The organism is Catenovulum adriaticum (assembly GCF_026725475.1).
Classification (GTDB): domain Bacteria; phylum Pseudomonadota; class Gammaproteobacteria; order Enterobacterales; family Alteromonadaceae; genus Catenovulum; species Catenovulum adriaticum.
The window spans coordinates 967,792-988,076 of record NZ_CP109965.1 but is presented as its reverse complement, the minus strand read 5'-3'; the positions used below and the strand labels follow the sequence as shown (position 1 = coordinate 988,076).

General features: G+C 36.0%; 16 protein-coding genes. All 16 read right to left on the bottom strand.

All coding sequences use genetic code 11. The features are described from left to right. Positions 1 to 156 precede the first annotated feature (156 nt). The 16 genes from OLW01_RS04425 to OLW01_RS04350 all read right to left on the bottom strand — a co-directional run bounded on the left by OLW01_RS04425 (position 157) and on the right by OLW01_RS04350 (position 20,280). The gene (locus OLW01_RS04425; protein WP_268075520.1) at positions 157 to 957 is read right to left on the bottom strand and encodes a flagellin; all 801 of its coding nucleotides are present in this window, start codon (positions 955 to 957) and stop codon (positions 157 to 159) included. A gap of 84 nt (positions 958 to 1,041) precedes the next feature. Further along, positions 1,042 to 1,776, bottom strand: coding sequence for a hypothetical protein (locus tag OLW01_RS04420; protein WP_268075519.1), 735 nt, complete (start codon positions 1,774 to 1,776; stop codon positions 1,042 to 1,044). 49 nt (positions 1,777 to 1,825) lie between these two features. Further along, on the bottom strand, positions 1,826 to 2,620 hold the full coding sequence (locus tag OLW01_RS04415) for a phytanoyl-CoA dioxygenase family protein (RefSeq protein ID WP_268075518.1): 795 nt from the start codon (positions 2,618 to 2,620) through the stop codon (positions 1,826 to 1,828). Then, a complete protein-coding gene (locus OLW01_RS04410; RefSeq protein ID WP_268075517.1) occupies positions 2,621 to 3,388 on the bottom strand; it encodes a TylF/MycF/NovP-related O-methyltransferase in 768 nt (255 codons plus the stop codon). Next, on the bottom strand, positions 3,388 to 4,044 hold the full coding sequence (locus tag OLW01_RS04405) for a TylF/MycF/NovP-related O-methyltransferase (RefSeq protein WP_268075516.1): 657 nt from the start codon (positions 4,042 to 4,044) through the stop codon (positions 3,388 to 3,390). The genes OLW01_RS04410 and OLW01_RS04405 overlap by 1 nt, the downstream gene beginning before the upstream one ends. Before the next feature lie 47 nt (positions 4,045 to 4,091). Beyond that, a complete protein-coding gene (locus OLW01_RS04400; RefSeq protein ID WP_268075515.1) occupies positions 4,092 to 4,793 on the bottom strand; it encodes an acylneuraminate cytidylyltransferase family protein in 702 nt (233 codons plus the stop codon). Next, positions 4,790 to 5,746, bottom strand: a complete 957-nt coding sequence (locus OLW01_RS04395; protein WP_268075514.1) for a dihydrodipicolinate synthase family protein — start codon at positions 5,744 to 5,746, stop codon at positions 4,790 to 4,792. The genes OLW01_RS04400 and OLW01_RS04395 overlap by 4 nt, the downstream gene beginning before the upstream one ends. Further along, entirely contained in the window at positions 5,739 to 7,997 is a 2,259-nt protein-coding gene (locus OLW01_RS04390) for an N-acetylneuraminate synthase family protein (RefSeq protein WP_268075513.1), read from the bottom strand. The genes OLW01_RS04395 and OLW01_RS04390 overlap by 8 nt, the downstream gene beginning before the upstream one ends. A 763-nt stretch (positions 7,998 to 8,760) precedes the next feature. Further along, the gene (locus OLW01_RS04385) at positions 8,761 to 10,275 is read right to left on the bottom strand and encodes a hypothetical protein (protein WP_268075512.1); all 1,515 of its coding nucleotides are present in this window, start codon (positions 10,273 to 10,275) and stop codon (positions 8,761 to 8,763) included. A 31-nt stretch (positions 10,276 to 10,306) separates the two neighbouring features. Beyond that, positions 10,307 to 11,257, bottom strand: coding sequence for a hypothetical protein (locus OLW01_RS04380; RefSeq protein WP_268075511.1), 951 nt, complete (start codon positions 11,255 to 11,257; stop codon positions 10,307 to 10,309). A gap of 29 nt (positions 11,258 to 11,286) precedes the next feature. Further along, positions 11,287 to 12,174 carry a LicD family protein gene (locus OLW01_RS04375; RefSeq protein ID WP_268075510.1) on the bottom strand — a complete coding sequence of 296 codons (888 nt, stop codon included), beginning with the start codon at positions 12,172 to 12,174 and terminating at the stop codon, positions 11,287 to 11,289. A 45-nt stretch (positions 12,175 to 12,219) separates the two neighbouring features. Continuing rightward, positions 12,220 to 15,741, bottom strand: a complete 3,522-nt coding sequence (locus tag OLW01_RS04370; protein WP_268075509.1) for a motility associated factor glycosyltransferase family protein — start codon at positions 15,739 to 15,741, stop codon at positions 12,220 to 12,222. An 8-nt stretch (positions 15,742 to 15,749) separates the two neighbouring features. Then, the gene (locus OLW01_RS04365) at positions 15,750 to 16,976 is read right to left on the bottom strand and encodes an acyl-CoA reductase (protein WP_268075508.1); all 1,227 of its coding nucleotides are present in this window, start codon (positions 16,974 to 16,976) and stop codon (positions 15,750 to 15,752) included. After that, positions 16,960 to 18,039: a LuxE/PaaK family acyltransferase gene (locus OLW01_RS04360; RefSeq protein WP_268075507.1), complete on the bottom strand. Its 1,080-nt coding sequence runs from the start codon at positions 18,037 to 18,039 to the stop codon at positions 16,960 to 16,962. Before OLW01_RS04360 ends, OLW01_RS04365 begins: the two co-directional genes overlap by 17 nt. Next, positions 18,032 to 19,504 (bottom strand): AMP-binding protein, encoded by a 1,473-nt coding sequence (locus OLW01_RS04355; RefSeq protein ID WP_268075506.1) that lies wholly within the window; start codon positions 19,502 to 19,504, stop codon positions 18,032 to 18,034. The genes OLW01_RS04360 and OLW01_RS04355 overlap by 8 nt, the downstream gene beginning before the upstream one ends. Then, positions 19,504 to 20,280, bottom strand: coding sequence for an SDR family NAD(P)-dependent oxidoreductase (locus tag OLW01_RS04350; protein WP_268075505.1), 777 nt, complete (start codon positions 20,278 to 20,280; stop codon positions 19,504 to 19,506). The genes OLW01_RS04355 and OLW01_RS04350 overlap by 1 nt, the downstream gene beginning before the upstream one ends. Between the last annotated feature and the right edge of the window lie 5 nt (positions 20,281 to 20,285).

Below are 20,285 nucleotides of genomic sequence, written 5' to 3'. Positions count from 1 at the left end.
ATTCACAGCTCTTATTTACTAGGCTAGCTGTACATATGAGCGCTACTTTATTTATATTTGATTTTTAATACAAAAATATTAATGGTTAGCATTAAAGCGCACGCTTGATGGCGTGCACTTTAATATTGGGCTGGATTACCTAGATTACGTACTAAACTAAGATAATAAATTCAAAACCGACTGCTCATTTTGCCTTGCTTGAACAGCTACGGCATTTGAGCTTTGGCTAAGCACATCGTTTTGCGCTTGTTGAGATGCTGCTTGTGCATAATCTGTATCCTGAATACGGCTTTGAGCTGCTTGCACATTCTCATTAGTGGTAGAAAGATTATTGATAATAGATTCAAACGCATTTTGCTGCGCCCCTAGCTCACCACGCTCTGCGCCAATAAATGATAAAGCACTGTCTAACGATTCTAATGAGCTGGTTAAATCACCATTAGTCACATCAATATTTTGCAAGCCTGATAATTGTGAAGCTAAATCTGAGGTATTAACCGATGCCGTTTGCCCAGCCCCTGAGCCGACCTGAAATGAAAATTCGTTACCTTGAGTAAACAACGACTGGCCATTAAATTCAGTATTATTAATGGTATCTTGAATATTTTGTTGTAAGCCCGAAATTTCAGATTGAATCGCACTGCGATCACCATCAGTTAAAATACCACTACCTGATTGAAGCGTTAATTCGCGAATACGCTGCGCATCTTGATTAATGCCTTGCAAAGCACCATCAGCAACTTGGGATAGAGAGATACCATCATAAGCATTACGCGAAGATTGCTGATAAGCATTTGATTCAGCCGTCAGCCTGTCAATAATTTGCTGCGCAGCCGCGCCATCAGAAGCCTGATTAACTTTTTTACCAGACGCTAATTGCTCAAAAACAGAATCCTGCTTTTTATTAATCTGATCTAAAAAATTAGCATTATTTGACGATACATTATTAACATTCATGACTACAGCTCCTCAGTCGAGATATGTTTGCTAAGTATAGCGTATTAATAACATAGGTCAATTAATCATCAATGAACTTCAAGCTTAAGCCATGTTTTCACCTAACTCACACAAAATAAAATAATGATACGGGTTTTGAGAATGAAACCGCTTGATGACAGTTAACCCTACTGACTCTATGTCATTTAATACTTTCTTTAACTTAAATCCTTTTCGTCCAATCTCCCAATAGTGAACTGCCCATGGGAATTCTTCCATATATTCAGTTCTGTATCGTCGATTGGGTAAATTCGTACCTAGATAAAAATCGAACTTTCGTAACCACCTGTTATTTTGACCATTCTGTATATTTAAATTTACAGAAAACCCTCGGCAAGAATAAGGTAGACTAATAAAAACATATTTATTTGACATTGCTTTTAACTTTAAAAGGTTTTTTTTGAACATGTCATAAGGCATATGCTCTAATACCTGAAATGCACAGGTCAAATCATAAAGTTGCGAATGCTCAAAACTTGGTTCATATGTTGCAAAGTCAGCGACATATGTGGGCGAATGTGTGGTTTCAAAATCTAAGGTGTCGTAACATAACCCTAAATTTCTGAGGTTATTAGCACAATAAGCTTCTCCTGGACCAACCTCTAATACTCGTTTAACACCCCTCAGATTGTGAATAACTTGCATCTGACATAAGTAAGAGTGTGCATGCGCCAATGTCAAAAATTTGCCTTTATTAATTGATTGGCTGGCCAAAATTTTATCAATTTTTTCTGGCGCATGAGCTTCATCAAACAGTTTTATAGAACGATCGTATGTCATATTACATTAATCCCAATGATGCGTATTGTTTCTGCACTTAAATCACAAATTATGTCCAACTCACAGGTTTAAAATCTTCCGCTCGCCCATCGGAATAACGTGCAACTATGGTGTAACGAACTTTATTAGAGATATTATCACCAGAACGGTGTATTAGATGAAATTTCTGAAATGCGATATCGCCGCTCTGAGCTTCTAGCGTTTCTTCAGTATATTGTTCCGTGATATCTGTCGGTACACTTGCCCGTTTGTGTTTAAAGTTAACTGGATCTTCATACCATGTTTGATGTTCAACCTGACCATTTTTGTGAGAGCTCTGGAGTACTTTTAAAGCACCTTCCGCTTGCGAACAATCAAATATCGGAATCCAAAGCACAATACCGGTAGAATGACTCACATTCATTTTAAAATAACCACTTTCTTGGTGAAAGCCAAGGTGGATTTTCTTTTTGTTACTGGCATATTCGTCTGGTAAATCAACTCTTAATCTCGGTTGTGTTAAAATTAAATCACCCAACTGTTTTGTACCAATCAAATTAGCGGCATGAGTAAGTACAGATTCTGAGTTGATTAATCTATGCATACACACATTATTACTTGACGCGTCAACCACCATTTGAAAAAGCTTTGAGTTTAGTTCATATAATGCCAGCATTCCTTGATCAAATAATTGAGATTCATCGTGACACTTTTGTTCAAATTTTTTTTGTTGGTCAAAATCTAATCTCTCATAGGCGGTTAATATCAAGTTCTTAATTGCAAGTTTATAATCATCCATTAATTCAGCATTAATAGCCGAAGGGTAGCGAACATAACCATCTTCTTCAAATCGACTATCCATCATTTACTCTCCTATAACGACATAAGCCAACATTGGAGAATACTCAAAACGACGTAATCTTAAATTATTAATACCGAGCGAATCCATCACCGCCAATGTTTCACCCGGATAGTCTGTATGATTAAGCTCATCAAAAACAATTACAGCACCTTTAGGCATTCGTTTAATGATTAAATTAATGGCATCTAACGTCGGCTTATATAAATCCATGTCTAAATATAATAGACTCACCACCATACTAGGATCATCCTTTAAATATTGAGGCAAGGTTTCAGAAATATCCCCTTTTCTTAATTCAACTTTGTTTATATGTCCTAGCGGGCGATTCATATCATATAGTCGAATAGATTCTTGCAATGTTTCATAGGTATCAAATTTGAGCCCACCAACTTTCATGTGCTCTGCTTTCGTTTTATTTCCGAAATCTTTTTCATCAAAACCAACAAAACCTTCAAAGGTATCAAAGCCGATTATTCTGCGTACATAATGGGTGGCTTCAAAAATGCTACATAAATGCGCAAAAGTCATCAGCCCATATCCGCTACCAACACCACATTCTAAAATGTTACCTGGTACAGTTTTAACCAAATTATATATTTCGTACCTTTCAATAAACCGGGTAATGACCTGTCTTGTTGTATACACAGAAGGCGAACGCATTTTATCAAGTAAAGGGATAGGTGATTCATTTAAAAAACGATTAAATTGATCATAAAAATTTAATTGTTCTTCAGTGTTTCTTGTTTTTTCAATATTTTTTGTAAATTCCACTATGATTCCTTAATCACAAAACTAGGTGACTTTCCATGCGGCATTTTTTGGATAATGACCGAATTGTGCGCAAAAAACTCATCTACAGCGATGGTTTCACCAGGAAAAACACCATAATCGTCCAATATTAGTACGCCACCTTTTACGATTTTTGGCCAAATATGCTCTAAAATACAAACTGCCGGTTCGTATATATCAGTATCTAAATTAACAAGACTGAAACGTGCATGTTGGTTAGCAAGTATCCATTCCGGTAGTGTTTTTATGATATCCCCTTTCACTAATTCAATATTTTTATCTAATCCTCGAGCAGACAAAGAACTCATTAATTCTTTATCGCTAATTCCACAACTGCCTGCACTAGATACAAATTGGTCTCTAAGAGCTTGATCTGCTTCAAACTGAGTTTCAGGAAATTCACCAAATACATCAAACCCAATAATTTTTTTGCTCGCAGGTACCATAAACAGTTCCCTAAGTAACGCAAACCGGCTTAGAGAGGCGCCTTTAAACACACCAAACTCAGCGATGTCACCACTCAAATTCATTGCTTTTTTGAATAGTTCATAGTGTGAAATAAACTTGCTGATACGTTGAGAATTACAGGTCAAATAAAAACCATTTTCGTAATCAAACGCATTATCACAATCATACATATACTTTTATCCTGTCGCTTAAATACAAATACCTATTCAAAAAAGCACTAACTAAGTTCATTTAAAAGAATTTCCGCCATTCTAAAGTCTGTTTCCGTATCTATATCAACAGATTGCTTTCTGTCCATTATGTATGGCGTTGCTCCTTGATAGAACGACATTAAGTGCTCATTTTCAAGTGACGATAGTGGCAAGTAATAAATAGCACCATTAGGGTGATAAGCTGTCTTTTGATCTTGGCTTCTAGTGTTACCAGTATTCATAGGGCAACTTTCAAAAGCAGCTTCCCAGTGTGTATCATCAGATTGATAGAAAGCGAAAGAAATAGGAGCATCATATTCAACAGCCGAAAACACACCTAAATCTTTATCTAATGATAGTTCAATTGCTTCATTGATATGCGTATGCTCTCTTAGCGGCATAGTCGGTAATGCCAATAAAAAGTGAGTTGTATCGAACGGAAAAATAGTTCGGAAATTTGATTTTATATAATCAAAAATTTTGACTTTATCCCCTGCTTCTTCAGCTGTTCTTAAACTTAGCGTCAACTTGTCTGATTTAATATATTGGCTAACAAGCTGCCAATAATCTTCGGAATCAGTTGAAAAAATAACTTGATCTACATATTTCGAATTTATACATGCTTCAAGGGTCCAAACAACTAAAGGTTTACCTGCAAGCATTTTTATATTTTTATTTGATAAACGTTTAGAACCAGAACGAGCAGGAACAATTGCAACTGTTTTCATCCTTTCTTAGACTCCCAAGTTTTCCATTTATATTCTATTTCATTATAAATATTTTGAACTTCTAGAAATTCTGTATCTGATAAATGCTTAAGTGGCATTCTATCTCTTCTGTGCATTAATATAGCGGCTTGAAGCAATGCTTTATTTGTGCGATGCCAACCATATTTTTTAACAACGCCTGAAAAAAAAGGCTGTTCTAATTCATTTATAATAAAATCTTGGGTTGCAACGTCGCCGTTTATACAGGCTTTCCAAAATACTTCCGCAATTTTAGCATCTATAATAGAGATACCATTTAGCCAAGCATCCGCACCATGTGGTCGGTAATTACGAAACGCGGCTTTACCTCCACCCGCTATAATCACTTTAATATTAGGCTCTAAGGAAAGCGCTTTGCATGTAATATCAAAATCTTTTGCATCTTCTTTCAACGCAGCAATATGTGGTACTTTTGGTAAATTCTCTAACAATGAGACAGGCCAATGCATTTGCACACCATCAAAACCGGATAAAAATGGCATTTCATGAACAAGTAAAGGGAAATCGGATTTTTGGCCGATATAATCAAAATGCTCTAAAACCTGATCATCTGTAAAATGTTTTTCCCTAAAAATTAATGAAATTAAATCCGCGCCATGTTCTTTGGCATGTAATGTAAATTCCAAGCTTTCTTTTGTCGAACAATGTATTGGGTCACCAACAATAACGATGTTGTCTTTATCTAATTTTTTGAGTGTTTTAATGCAAAATTCATTAAGCGATAAAATTTCTGCATGTGTCAACTGTGAATATCTAGAGTTATATGCCATAGCATAAAATCTTCTAGCACCTCTTTGATATAAAAAGGTTAAATACTTTTCCAGTGCCTCAAAATCAATATTTTCGTCTTTATCAAAAGGCGTAAATATGGTGTACCAAGGGCCTGACATTTTTTGTTTAATTTCACTAAACATTACAAAGCCTGTTATTAAATTTTTGTTCTAAATAGCTCAGAGCTTGCCAAAAGCCTTCACCGTGGTTTTTATGCCCTTGCCAAATTTCAGGGATAAACTGTACATTTGGTAGCATACTATTAAAGCTAGCTGCCAACTCGGAAAAATTAACGTCCCCCTCACCGATTTGAATCCCTTCACCATCAACGCCTAAAGCATCAGAAACATGTAAATGAACAACTTTATCAGCGATTTTAGCAATAAATTCATTCAAATCGTGACCATTATAATTACAGGCCATCATAGAATGCGAAATGTCTAAACAAATATTTAAATTCGTTTCAATACAGAACTGCTTTATTTCATCAGCAAGCACAAATAAATTGTGATAACTCTGACCACCAAAGTGCCAAGGATAAGGAGGCATTGTTTGAATTGCTATCGTTACACTAGAATGATCAATTTGCTTTAACGCATCTGCCACCAAACCATACTTTCTTTGTTTATCACATTCAGATAAAAAACCGTGTTTACTCCAACCTCCTGCATTTAATACCAATACTGGCTTTGAGTTATTAGGGAAGAATTTCTTGACCTTATTAACATGCTCGATAACTCTTTGTAATTGATAAATTGAATGGCCTCTGTACGCCATATCATCCGATGCCAAATCTAATAAATGATCAAATTGAAATAACTCGGGTGTGTGCACAGCAAATTTTTGATGCTCACAATATGGTAAATAATTAGACAGCTCTAACTCTAGATCTTGGTAAGATAAATGAAATTCAACAAAATCTAACGCGACTTCAGAAGTTAGTTTAGTAAAGTCATGATATCTGGCTGGGATTCCGTAAGGTCGATCAAATTGATAATTTTCTTTTTTGTGGTTTTCACCTGTAATATCCGTTTCAAAAAAACATTCTCCTAACCTAATGCTTCTATATGCAGTTTTGCCGACTAATTCATTAATACGATTTGGCTGAATCCCTTTTCCTGGACTCTTAACTGCCACAAATTCAGGTTTAATAATTTGTCCTTTTTCAATTGGGTGAGTTGCCACTAAACTTTTAGCTAAAACTTCTCGATTCATTAACTCACCTTGAGACACAGTTCTTTCTTCACTATGTCCCATCGCAATCTCCAAATCACGAATATCCTTAACCATTTTTGAAAATTCTTCAGGTAACAAACTGACTTGATGGTCATTACCTTGTAGCGATTTATCCGTCGTAAAATGTTTCTCAATAACTTTACATCCCATTGCGACTGCAGCAATTGGCACAAAAAAACCTCTTTCATGGCCAGAATATCCAACGACACCATTAGATAAAGGTTTGAGGCGATTTAAATAATTTAAATGTACATCTTTAAAGGGGGTTGGATACGTTGAATTACAGTGTAATAAAATATACTGTGCTTGTTGACGCTTTAAAAAACTCACCGTCTTAAGAATCTCATCCTCTGAAGACATACCTGTTGAACAAAACATAGGTTTACCTGTTTTGGCAATGGCTTCTAACAATTGAAAATTGGTAAAATCCGCTGATGCAACTTTATAGGCAGGCATGCCGTATTGCTCTAACTTGTTTAGAGACTCCATATCCCAAGGTGTACATAAAGGCAAAAGTCCTATTGACTTTGCATAATCGAATACTTCAATTAATTCATCATCAGATAATTGGTATTTTTCTAGCAAATCTAGCGTGTACTGGGCACCTAAATCTTGCTCATCATGTTTCTCATTTCCATACAAACTCTGCATGTCACGCATTTGAAATTTTACGCAGTCTGCGCCGGTCTCTTTCGCTAAATCAATTAAGCGCTTTGCAAGTTTAAGGTCACCCTGATGATTATTACCGACTTCGGCTATAATAAAACAGGGGTCTTCCTCAGAGATCCGCCTTCCATTTACATCAAAAAAACGCCCTCCGGACTCCAAAATCTCGACTAAATGCCCTACTTGATCAACAAGTGGTAAAACTTTGGCTGTGTGGGCTAAAAAACGCTCCAATTGAGAGGTCGGTGTATCGATAAGAAATGAAATACAATTCGAATTCATCACCTGATTGACAGGTACAGATAAGTCGATTTTTGGTTGCGTTAGCGACCAACGACGATAGTCACCATCTGCGATACATCCTACTAACACATTTTTTTCGTCAACAACAAAAACTAGTTTATGTTTATTTTGTTCTATTTTTTTTAAAGCTGAAGACAGTTTTGCATTAACCTCAACAACGAATGGCAATAAATTTCTATGCTTTACCATAATAAGTTCTTCTATAAATCTCAGACACAGTTAATAGGCTTCTATATAAAATTATCGGCTTATAACTCCATTTCTTAAGTATAAAGAATACAATACTAGCAATTAGGGTAATGAACACCAATCAAAAGACTATTCCCTACCGTTTTTCTACCGCTCAGCTAAGCTAAAAATTAGCAGCACCGAAGGTAATAAATACGCTACCAGAATCTATGCTAGGGACGTCATTAAAAGTTTTTGTACTCAATTTAAGATTCTATCCATAAGTGTTATATTCAGAGCAATTGAATTCTAGAAAATCACATTTTGTACTAGGGGTCCATGGATATCATAATATAGCCCGCTTACTTCCCTAGTACCTAAAAGTTGTAACGTGGATTTTAACGACTAATTCGGGTACAAATATAACCGTGAAATAACGGTTCGAAGCTATTTCCTGGTTATCTGAGCAAGGCTATCTGTGTTATATTCATATTTTCAAAATACCTCTCTTTCTCGGAGATTGAACTATGCAGCATTTCTTAACAGCGCTATTCAAAAATCGATAGATAGACGAATAAAAGAGGTATTGGTGCTATAACATCACGACTCACCAAAGAGGCTATAAACCATTTCTACTTCTTTATATCACTAATAACTTTGAATACTGTAAAATTATCTATAAAGAGAGGTTTATTTAAAATTCTTCTGTTGTCTAGATTAACCTAAATCGCTAACTGAGCTCGCTTTCTACATTAAAAATTCCAATTAGTTAGCGTATTTAATGTTAATTCAATTGATTTTCAATTTCCACTACAAAAGATACTTCTTTGGCCATGAAAACCGGTTCAATTTCATCCAGTTTCATAGCGTTTTGAATGTTAGAAGTTAAGGTTTTTTTGTCGAACGCGAAAAGCAAATGAGGCGTAGATTTAATTAAATTTTCATATCCTAGCCAACCATTTTTATGATAAAAAATAGTTGGAATTCCATAAAATTCACATTCAAAAGCAACGGTAGAGAATGCCGTCAAATGCACTCTAATTGGTAATGTGCTAATCATTTCGTAAGTTGATAAATTTCTTTCTATATGCCAATTATTCGTTTTCAAATTTCCAAACTCGTCTTCAATCTGCTTTTCCGACAGAGGAGCTCTAGGGTGCTCTTTGATAATCCAATACCAATTATCAGGCGCACCTTCCATAACTTGTGTCACAAAACTATTATAGTGGCCTGGGAAACCCTGTAGTGAAATCAATATAATTTTTTTATCAGCACTAATAGATGGCGATTTTTTCTGTATTTTATTAATATCAAGCGCACGATTAAAATAAGGCAACCATGTATTTCCAACAACTTTAGTGGTGTGGAAAGATTGCTTATCCGTCCACTGATTTAAAATGGCTTGGGTCGCCCGTCCCCACAACCAAAACTGTTCAGGTAACATTTCATATCCGTCGGAAGGAACATTCGTCCAATTGGTATACATAGGGTGATATTCAGTTTGTGCACCATGTTGATATTCAATTGCTCGAATATTGCTCTTCCGACAAGCCAACATTACAGCCATGCCGATATAACTGTAGTAGCAAATAATAAGTACCTTTTTAATTTTATTACGAGCCAAATATTTCTCAAAAATACTTGATAATAAAATAACCCTTTTAATTTCATTGTAGACTTTATGGCACTCAAGTCTCACGGGGATATTGAGATAAGCTAGTTCCTGATTTATATCGTCTACAAATGCAAAGGTGTCTTGATTTTTACTGAGTAGTTCATCAAATAATATACGTAGCTTGCAAAGCTCGTTGATCGCAGTGGTAAGTAAGGTAATATTTAAGTTATTTCCACCTTTCTGCTTAACTTTTTTTCGTGGCTCCGTACGTTCCAGTACTTTGTAATTAATGAGTGATTGCTTGCCGTTCTCTGGGAGCAGTCCAACTAGATGCCTATTAATCCGTTTGTCGCCTACCTCTAAATATGAACTATTAAAGCAAACTGCCAATAAATCAGTACAACTCTTTTTATAAAATGTTAACCACGGAAATTTAAATAACAGCAAACAAAAAGCTAATACGGTATTTCCCAATTGTTTTAAAAACAGCACCGATGGCTTTTTAATTTTTGCTTTTACTGTCTGTCTTTTTTGGATGAAAAAGTAAGAATCTATCTTATTTTTTATTGACAAACGTATATACGGCCAAACTTTTATGCCATCAACTTGGAAGGTATGCACTGGTAATTGAGACTCTATATGATTTAAAGCGTCGACGGTTCCTTTATAAGTATTATTATTCATGTGTAGCATCACTTCTGAGTATATCTGTTAGTTATTGCGTTTCACTTATCATAGGTGGACCGCAGTTATCTTCAAGGAAATCTTTGACAAACGGAATTCTTGGCCACAACGATTGGAATTCATTTAAGCAAAACATTTTGCGCTGCCCTTTTTTAATTAAATTAAAAAGAAATTTAATTTTTTCTGGTTGACCAATACGACATAATTCAAAACTAAAATGAACCATAGGCTCTGTGCTTTTTAAAATACCTTCTTGATTTTTTATACAATAATGAATATACAAAGATTCGAGTAAAAACTGACTTTCGTGCCTAAACTTATGCTTAAGGTTATTCTGAAATTCCGTAGGAAATTGACGTTCTAAATGTTTTATTCTGGCTTTATCTAAAGGCACAAAACCATGGCTAATTGGAAAAAACTTACTTTTGGAATAGCCTATCATCTCAGCACCATTTATTACGCCCTGTTGATGAAGAGTGACTCTCTCTTGTTCCATCATGCCATGTTCCTCAACGTAAAGCATTGGCTGATTATCAACAAAAAAGAAATCCGGTTCAATTTTTGACCCGAGTATAAAATCGTCGTTGCCATAAATAAAATAATCGCTCAATTTAGCAAGCTTATGTAACTGAGTCGTTATTACACGGGAATTAAATGTGGGTAAGTATTGTGGACTTTCGGAAAATAACTCTTTATGATCAATAATCTCTATTCTATCCAAATGCAACTTGCTGGCGTCAAGAAAAGTAGGTATCTGCTCATCCGTTATCAAATAAATTTTATTATACCAAGGCGCAAAGCGTTTAATGGAGCGAAGGCAGAACTTTAGTTCATCATGCTGAACAAACCTTAATGAACTCGTGGATTGTTCTTGATGTTTAACGTCAATTTTAAAATCAGCTAAATAGCGTTCTCGTTTAGCCTTATGAGCGGTACAGTTTCCATCTACCCACAAAATAACAAAGTCTATATTTTTATACACTGGGACACCTCAAAAACTGAATATTCAAATCAAAATAATACTGAATTGCTCAACATACTTAAATTCCATTTTTTGATAGGTACTCTCCAACCGCTCCCATAATGCTCTTCTAAATACCTTTCGGGATCTTTAGGTATAATCAATCCATATCCCTTAAAGTCAAAAGTTTTAGTATTGTAAATATACTGGCTTGGCATACTAATCCCTCGGGATGCCAACACATAATCCATCAAATCTCCAGATACATATTTAACGAATAGATCGATAGAGGGTAAATAGACGTTATTACCTGTAGGTCTTAGTTTAATTGATCTTATAGTTCCCTTTTTAACCGTTCGAAAATTGCAAGCACTAAAATGCTCTTTCGCGCTCCACTCGACCCCCGTTAATTGTTGTAAAGCATTTAAAATATTAACTAACTCTTGACAGACTATATCCAAACTTGAGCTTAGCAACGCAAAATCTAAATCATCATCCCAAGGGATTAAGGCATTGTCGCGATAAACACCTAACAAAGTCCCAGCATCCACATAAAAAGTAGCGTTTATCTGTTTAAGCATCTGACAAAGCAAACCTAAAATTTGTTCTGAAATATCTCTTGCTTCGGTACTTACTCCAAAATAGAAAGGTTTAATTTCACTGGCAGACATTACCCTAGTTTTGTTTGCGCAAACATGATATTCATTCAATAACTGATATTGAATTTGCTCAAAGAACTCACTAGCAATATAAATATAATCAAAGTTCAAGCTAGGTATAGAACTTGGGCACTTGATAGGCTTTCCGCACAAAAACGTGCCCACCTTAGATTGATTATTATCAAAAAAACCCAACACCTCTTTATCATCAAGGTGAGCCAAAGCTGCTTTGCCCGCCAAGCCCGCACCAAATATATAAACTTGTTCTTTATTGCCCACTAGAATTATTCCTAAAAAATTAAAGCCGAATTACTCAGTAAAAAACTAATCTTTAATATAGTCTAAACGCTTTGTAATACGGCTTCTCATATCCTGCGGATACACTCTCAAAATAAGATCGGTTTCCAAAGTACGAACCTGGCGTAACCTGCCTCTGCCCCCGATATTATCCATTATGCAATTGCTAATACTAGCTCCTCGTTTCGGCACAGCAATTAAATTTGGAAAATCAATATATGAAGAAAATTCAGGTAAATATTGGATCCACTTTTTCATAAACTCATGGCAATTGGAATTTTGACTATCACCCGTGTCGAAAAAAGAGAGTTTAGGAATAATAAATTCAAATTCACCAGCCATTGCGAAACCTCTCAACGCAAAAAAACCAATCCCTATGAAGTCTACAAGGGGATATTTACCAGCAAAAAATAATTCTTTTTGGGACAGATCGCTTATCACTTTTGGATAAAATATCAGCGCAATATTTGAATTCTTAGTTATAAGCGCTTGTTTAAATTTCGAATAATCATCAGAAAAATAGAGTTTACGGTTGTTTTTTGAACTTTTACTTTCAATAACGCAAGGAAATCTTTCATGCACAGATGAATATTGATTAATTTGAGTATTAACTAAACTGGCTTTAATAACAGAAATACTACTGTCAATTTCGTTGCCGTAAGAATGATAAATAACCAACTTTTTGGGAGTTAAACGCGACAAAAATGACCTTTCTCTATGATTCGTCATAGCGCTGCAGGTATCAAAATTGTCTAACGTCAGATGCAGCTCATCGTTACAGGTTTTCAAAAAAGCTACCCACTGTTCCTGAGCTAGACACACAGACTTATCATTTACTTTTATTCGGGTATTTAATTTACTAAATACCGTATTGGCATAATTCACAGTTCCATACAAAAGATAAAACAATAAAGACTTACCATGCGAATAGGACGCAAATAACATTTCTTTTTGTTTGTTTATCAACTCATCAATATCGGTTGAACTCGTTAATGGTTTTTTAGCTAGTTCTATCATGCCATTTAACTCAAACTCTAAGTTTTTTTGCTGATATTTAGCGTCAAATTTATTTTTGTATTGCTCAAATTGCTTGGCTGGACTAAATGCAATTGTTTTCAGGGCGTTAAGTGAATCTTGCTTGGAAGTTTGTGAATTAACTAACAAAATATTGTCTATGGTTAGTGGGATAGTGCCGGCTATTTTGGCGCCATCACTGGTATTAAAACAATCTAATTTTCGACTGGTAAGCGTTTGCTCTAATATTTCTTTTGATACTTTAAATTCATGCTTAGTAAAGACACTAGACCTAAAGTTTCCTGGAACAACAATTGAGGTATTATTTTTTTCACGATAATTATAAGCTTCTTTGCCATCTTTATTATAGTAACCGGATTGCTTGGAGTGATGCTTCTCTTGATCTGCAAACCCTAAATCGACACCAAACAAATAAAGCTGATTAAATCCAATTTTAGAAAATATATTAGTGGCGAAATTTGAAACCGTCGGAAAAGCGAATTTCAGCTCTTCGTAGTGCTCTCGACCTAAAATATTAAGCGCTGATATAGTAGAAGATTCGCCTTCTTTAAATGCAATATACACATCTTTAAATAAATCACAGGTATCCGGATGAATACCATTACAAGAGATTAAACTAATTTGCTTTAAATAATCAAAATCACCAACTCGACATATCCAATCAAAGGTAGAACGGTTTTGTTCTATCTCTGCATGAAAGTCAGGCACAATGCCATTTTTATGAAGCGGCATTAAAGCGGTACCGCAAGAAACAACAATAGCTTGATCACGCCATTCTTTTAGGGTTTCTATCGCATTATCTAAAGAAGGCCCATTTCCGACGATAAAAACAGGCACCTCTTTTTGTTGCTTAGTTAATTTTTTTTCGGGCTTAGCCTCTAATAAAGGATAACCTCTGGCAATGGTTTCTGTGGTATGAGCGATGCCATATCTGGCATGATCGTAATACTCTCCCATCGAAATAACGATTTGAAGCTGCTCTCTCAGCTGAGCAATGGCTCGAACTAAATTGGCATTGTAATAGCCTTGATAAAAGTAAGTACTCGCCAGAATATAGGGGCCAATAGAATAAAATTGAGAGAGCAAGTCTCTAAATAAGTGTGACCCATCATCGCCTATATTGATATATATTCGTGAATCCGTTTCGTCCACTTTTTTCAGTATTTTATTCCAATCAATTGCAAATAAAGAGGCGTAAAAAAAGTCTCGATTAGGTTCACACAAAAACAACTTTTCAACATTACATTGCTCAAATAAGGCTTCAATTTGATAACCTAGACCAATACCAAACATAATTAGCGATTTAACCGTTTCAGGTAAATTGCCTGCATCGTCATCAGTATCTTTAAGCAATTTTTCGGTTTGCTCAACAAATTGATAGTGCAAATATTTTTTAAGCTTGGTTCCACTATAACCAAGCACTAAACCATCTTTATTTGGATACTGGGTGAAGTGCTCAAAGTTAGCTTGAGCCTCTGATTTAGGCGATGGTCCACAAAATGAGATTAATGAGGCTTTTTGAATTAAATTAATTTCCCCATTATGATCTTGGATTGGCAACCAATGTTTAGGTTGGTAGTTTGAAAATTCTTGATAGATATCTGGAAAATATTTTTTAAATGCAGATAAATTATCGTTAAATAATTTGTTTTCATCATTAACCGAATGATATTGATTTAATTCAATGCTTTGAGTCCATATTGGTAAATAAAGGTTTGGATCAGGCGCATAGTTAAAATTGAACCCCTCCTGCTTTAGTAATAACCAATTTTTATTTTTTAACGCGCTATCAATTGCATCAAAAACGGGGTGGTTGTAATGCTTGTAAAAATAAAAACCATCAAGCGGGTAATGCTCGGCTAACTCCTCAATATTACTAACAATATCTCGTCCATCTTTCTCTAGTTGAAAATAAACCGATGTGCCTTTCGCTTCCATGGTTTTTAATATTTTTTGCCAGTTAATTGCTAATGCTGAACATTGAAAGTACTGGCGCTCTGGTTCATAAATAACGAGATGTTTTATTTGATACTGTTCTACCAGTTGTTGAATATGTAACCCTAAACCTATTCCAAAAACGACCAAAGCATTCATTTTTTCAGGCAGAGGAGGACTTTGTTGGTATTGCTGATAACTGCTCAATTCAGTTAATCGGTTTTCTTGTGGATTAGTTTCACCAAATGAGCTTGTATTGGCGATTGGTGTTATTGATATATAAGGGCAATGTTTAGAAAAAGCGTTAACCTGAGCGCTAATCTCTTTATTTGGATTTAACCCATATACAGTTCTGCCCGCCCCGTAATCGACAAGATTAACTTCACCATTTTTATTACTAAAAATAGAAATATTTTGAGTCGTTACATTTTGAACGTCAGCTAGCATTGACGGAATAAATTGCGCAAAAGCGGTCGCATTTTGGTTGTGTATTTTATGTATTTTTTCTGATAATTGTGTTTCTAATTGCGCTTGCTTATCGTCATCTTCAGCCAGATGCATACGGATATCTTTTAACATCCATTACCTCAAATTTTATCTACTGGCGACTTAACCCATAAAAATGTTTGAATCAAATCAACACCATCCCAAGTCGGGTTAAATTCTAATGCTTTGCCTAACGGAACGGTTCGCTTATGCAGCCCCTGAAATTTTAATGAGCCCAAGTTTTGTTCACCGGCATAACTAATACCTTGCAGTTTCTCAGCGTAAGGTATTTCATTGGTAGATTCGATATCAACTTCAAATACCAAACCATTGCCAGAATGTTCAGCTAGCATGTTTGCAGTCAAGTTTTTGACCTTACAATGGCCAATCGGCCCGATGCTTTGTATTTTGGCAAATGATGCAACTTTATTGCCACAATTTTCATTTAACTCAATTGCGTATGCTGCTGCCAATTTTTGCAATAATATATGTTGCTCAACTTTATTGCTTAACCCCAGTTGATGTTCGGTATTGTTTAGTAATGTTTTAACGGTTTGCCAAAATGTTTGCTGAATATTTTGCTCGGTATTTAACCAATAAATCGCTTTAGGCGATGAGCAAGCTTGTTGATTAAAAGGCAGCACATCCGTTAATAAAGCTTGGGCTGCGCTTTTTATATCTGAGTTAATATCTAAACTGATAACAGCGACAGAATATCTGTCTGGAAAACAAATTTGTTTCGTCTGTGGGGCAATTTTCGAAATTGCATCAATGGCGTTATCCCCACCCCAAATCACTCTTAAATCACACCAGTGGCTGAGCTGCTCCGTCACCCCTTCAAGCTGTGCAGAATACTGATTAATAGAAATTAAAGGTTTTAAAATAAGCCCCTTAGGGGTATTTAAATAATGCTTAAGCAACTCAATTAATAACCAAGTGATGTCTCCACTGCGCTCACTAACACGCACAATATTTTGATTGCCCGCCAAAACAGATAAAAAGACTGAATATAAAAATACAGTGTCTACATTCGCAGGCGCAATATGAAACACTTTACCTGACGCTGGCGTCAAATTTTGTGTGTTTGATAACTTTTCAGTAGCAGATTGCTTTAATTGATTAATATGTGATGCTCTAAACCAATAGGCTAACGCGATTATTTCAGGGTACTGCCTAAGTTCAGTTTGTTTTAATACAAAAGCTGAAAAGCCAGATACAGATTCACACACAAGCGGATGCCAAGGAGCAATTACTTGCGCCATGTCTTGTTGATTTGCTGGCTTGATATGCCATTTAACCTGTTCGGTAAATTTAAGCAAATGTGTCACTGCATCCTCTTACTTCTGCTTTGGGTACACGTCCGTGTACACTAAAATATTTCCCCAGACGTCCACATTGGCAGTCGTCTTCACCGTGGATGGTGCCCAAATCTTCGGTCAAAATACAATGGCCTGGGTAACTGGTCGCTAAAACTGAGTTCACTTGAATTAGCCCTGTTTCGCCAAAATCTGCCAAACTCAAATCATCTGGACGGCGAATTAAAATATCCGACCAAACCGGCGCATGTAAATGACCATACTCACATTGCATATAAATAGTACCGGTTTGCTCAACCATGCCATAATAATCATTCACACTCACATGACCCAGCTGAGCTTTTATCTGCTGTTTAAATGAAGCATCGTTTACGGCCTGTTGCTGCATTTTTTTCCAACCGCCACCATGGATGAGGATGGCATTTTTAAAATTAAACTTTATATTACGGCGCTGCAAGGCTTGAATAAATTGCTGCCAAATAATAAAAGTAAAACCAAATATTAAAACAGGTTGCTCAGCATATTGATTAAAAAAATGGCTAACCTTGTCAATATCCAATTGCATATTTTCATCCAGTGCGTAGCAATGATTACGTCCAAAAAAAGACAGTCCTTGCAAACCAGCCGCTCTGGCCGACATACCACCAGCAGTTTTAATGGTTTGGGCTGAATCAATTAATAACATAGGCCGTCTTTGTTTGCCTAACCAAGCTTGTAAAATTTTGACCAAAACCTGGCTTTGCCGTTTAGCTGAGCTTGCATCTAACACAATTTTAGAAGCTAAACCACTGGTGCCCGACGAGCGCATTTGCCTAAATTCATGCTCATTGGCAATACTGGTTAGTTTAAATTCCTTAAATAATCTAGCGGCCACTGGCAAAATATCTTGAGCCTTATTTATTTTTTTTATTGAAACAGGATTATCGACAGCGTCAATTAGCTGCTTATATTCAAGGCAGTTTTGGTAGTGATAGTGCGTTAATTTTAACAAAGTTTTGTCTAACCAAGCTTGTTTGTCTACTTTATTTAAGCCATAAACAGGCAAATCTATTATGGGTGGATCAAATTCAAACATCTGATTTAACCTGTTTTAATAGTTGTCGATAATCGAGCTTTCCATTACTTAAACAAGGTAAGTGATTAACGTGCACTTGGCGAATATACTTTGGGTGTATCGCTATTTTTTCAGCTAAATCATTCACTAAACGACTATACTCGGGTTCCGTGAGGGTAAAATTGCTCACGACAATTAATTGATCATCTTCACCGACAACACAAGTTTGCATCTGGCTTAATTTAGTTTTATTGCTATTTTGAACAATGGCTTCTACTTCATCTAAATTAATCCGTTTGCCTGTCACTTTAATAAATCGTTTTAAACGACCCACTATTTTAAAATCGCCATCTTTATCAAAACAAGCCAAATCGCCTGTCGCCAGCCACTCTTGCTGATTGACGTGAGTTAAATCTTGTCGGTTGTGAGCCATCCCCAAACACACATTATCGCCTTGATAATAAAGCTCGCCGGTTTGATTCGTTTGTGTAACTGGTTGTCCGTTTTCGTCTATCAGTTTTAATTTTCCGCCCGGTATTGCTTGACCTATATATCCAATTTTTTGCGGTAATTTAGCAGGTTTTAAATAGGCGATCCTAGCCGTTGCTTCTGTTTGACCATACATAATATAAAGCGATTTATGCGTTTTTTGACAAAAATCAAATAGTGCTTGAGTTAAACTATCTGACATTTTTCCACCTGCTTGCGCAAAGTACTGGCAAGATTTAAGTGCGAGCCTAGCCAATCCCAGCTGTGTCATCAACTGGTAACTAAATGGCACGCCATAAAAGCCATTTGGCTCAAATTGTTTAAATAACTGCCAAAATTGCTTTTGCATTAAACTGTAATCGCTTAACACTATATTAGCACCTACTTGCAAATGAGTATGAATAACAGATAATCCAAAACTGTAATGCATAGGCAAGCTAGTCACGACAGTATCTGTTGAGCTAATAGGTAAATAACCAAGAATGGCTGTGCTATTCGCTTGAAGGTTCTTAGCACTTAATTTCACTAACTTTGAGCTGCCGGTTGAACCACTGGTTGATAACAATAAAACAATATCTTGGGCTATCGCGCTATTTAAATAAGTCAATCCTGAAATTTGCTGTAAATTAGCCGGATCCGCGACTAGCTGAATATGTTGACGCACAGCCGTTAAGTTTATCGGTGCCGCTAAATCGCTAGGCAGTTCCACTTTAAAATCGACTTGATAGTTGGCTAGTAATGTTTGCTTTTGTACTCCAGCTAATTCAGGTTCAAGCAATAAAATACAATGATTTGTTCTTAATAATGCAAGGTAAGCAATTAAACTGGCTAAGCAATTGGAAGCTTCAAGCGCGATAAGCGACTTCTTTTCAGGTAACGATTGACAAAATACTTCAACGCATTGATTTAACTGTGAATAAGAGACGGTTTGTGTACTTGTTGCGTCATATATAAAACCGGCATGCTTAGCTAAATTATCTTGCCAAAAATATGTCATTATCCGTGATCCAGTGTTAAACCACCATCCACCGCAAAGCTTTGACCGGTAATATAATGACTGGCATCAGAAATTAAAAACAACATTAAATTAGCCACGTCTTGCGCCTTACCTAACCGCTTTAAGCAAGTTTGCTCAGCAATATGTTGCTTTTTATTTTCATCATAATGCGCAACTAAACCTGTTTCAATAAACCCGGGTTCAACCATATTGACCCGGATCTGCTGCGACCCTAGCTCTTTTGCCAAACTTTTAGTTAACCCTGATAAACCAGATTTAGCACAGGCGTAAACACTTTGTCCGGCTGCGCCTTGATTAGCAACCACAGATGAAATAAAAACGAGGCTACCACCTAAGGCATTTCTCATCATTAATCGACTGGCTAATTGAGCTAATAAAATACTTGAAGTTAAATGCTGTTGAAATTGCTGCTGAATATCATTTAATTGGGTCGTCATTAAACTGTTTTCATATAAGCTTCCTGCGCAGTGCAGCATAGCGTCTAGGCCGCCCAATAATTTTTTAATTTTGATAAACAGGGCTTTATTCAATTCATTTTGCTGACTATCTGTTACCCCTATATCTAACAAATGTGTCTCAATATAAATTGGATTATCTTGCGTTGAATAAGTTTTAAGCAAGTTTTGTTGTAACGCTTCAAGCTTATTTTCATCGCGCCCCGTTAACATTAATGAAAAACCCAACTCAGCACATAAAGTGGCACAAGCCTGACCGATTCCACCTGTTGCTCCGGTAATTAAAACGCGTTTACTCATGGCTT

Coding starts and splice junctions, on each gene's coding strand:
- OLW01_RS04355 (WP_268075506.1), bottom strand. CDS start 19,504: ATGACATATTTTTGGCAAGATAATTTAGCTAAGCATGCCGGTTTTATA.
- OLW01_RS04390 (WP_268075513.1), bottom strand. CDS start 7,997: ATGGTAAAGCATAGAAATTTATTGCCATTCGTTGTTGAGGTTAATGCA.
- OLW01_RS04350 (WP_268075505.1), bottom strand. CDS start 20,280: ATGAGTAAACGCGTTTTAATTACCGGAGCAACAGGTGGAATCGGTCAG.
- OLW01_RS04420 (WP_268075519.1), bottom strand. CDS start 1,776: ATGACATACGATCGTTCTATAAAACTGTTTGATGAAGCTCATGCGCCA.
- OLW01_RS04370 (WP_268075509.1), bottom strand. CDS start 15,741: ATGTTAAAAGATATCCGTATGCATCTGGCTGAAGATGACGATAAGCAA.
- OLW01_RS04400 (WP_268075515.1), bottom strand. CDS start 4,793: ATGAAAACAGTTGCAATTGTTCCTGCTCGTTCTGGTTCTAAACGTTTA.
- OLW01_RS04395 (WP_268075514.1), bottom strand. CDS start 5,746: ATGTTTAGTGAAATTAAACAAAAAATGTCAGGCCCTTGGTACACCATA.
- OLW01_RS04385 (WP_268075512.1), bottom strand. CDS start 10,275: ATGAATAATAATACTTATAAAGGAACCGTCGACGCTTTAAATCATATA.
- OLW01_RS04405 (WP_268075516.1), bottom strand. CDS start 4,044: ATGTATGATTGTGATAATGCGTTTGATTACGAAAATGGTTTTTATTTG.
- OLW01_RS04415 (WP_268075518.1), bottom strand. CDS start 2,620: ATGATGGATAGTCGATTTGAAGAAGATGGTTATGTTCGCTACCCTTCG.
- OLW01_RS04360 (WP_268075507.1), bottom strand. CDS start 18,039: ATGTTTGAATTTGATCCACCCATAATAGATTTGCCTGTTTATGGCTTA.
- OLW01_RS04425 (WP_268075520.1), bottom strand. CDS start 957: ATGAATGTTAATAATGTATCGTCAAATAATGCTAATTTTTTAGATCAG.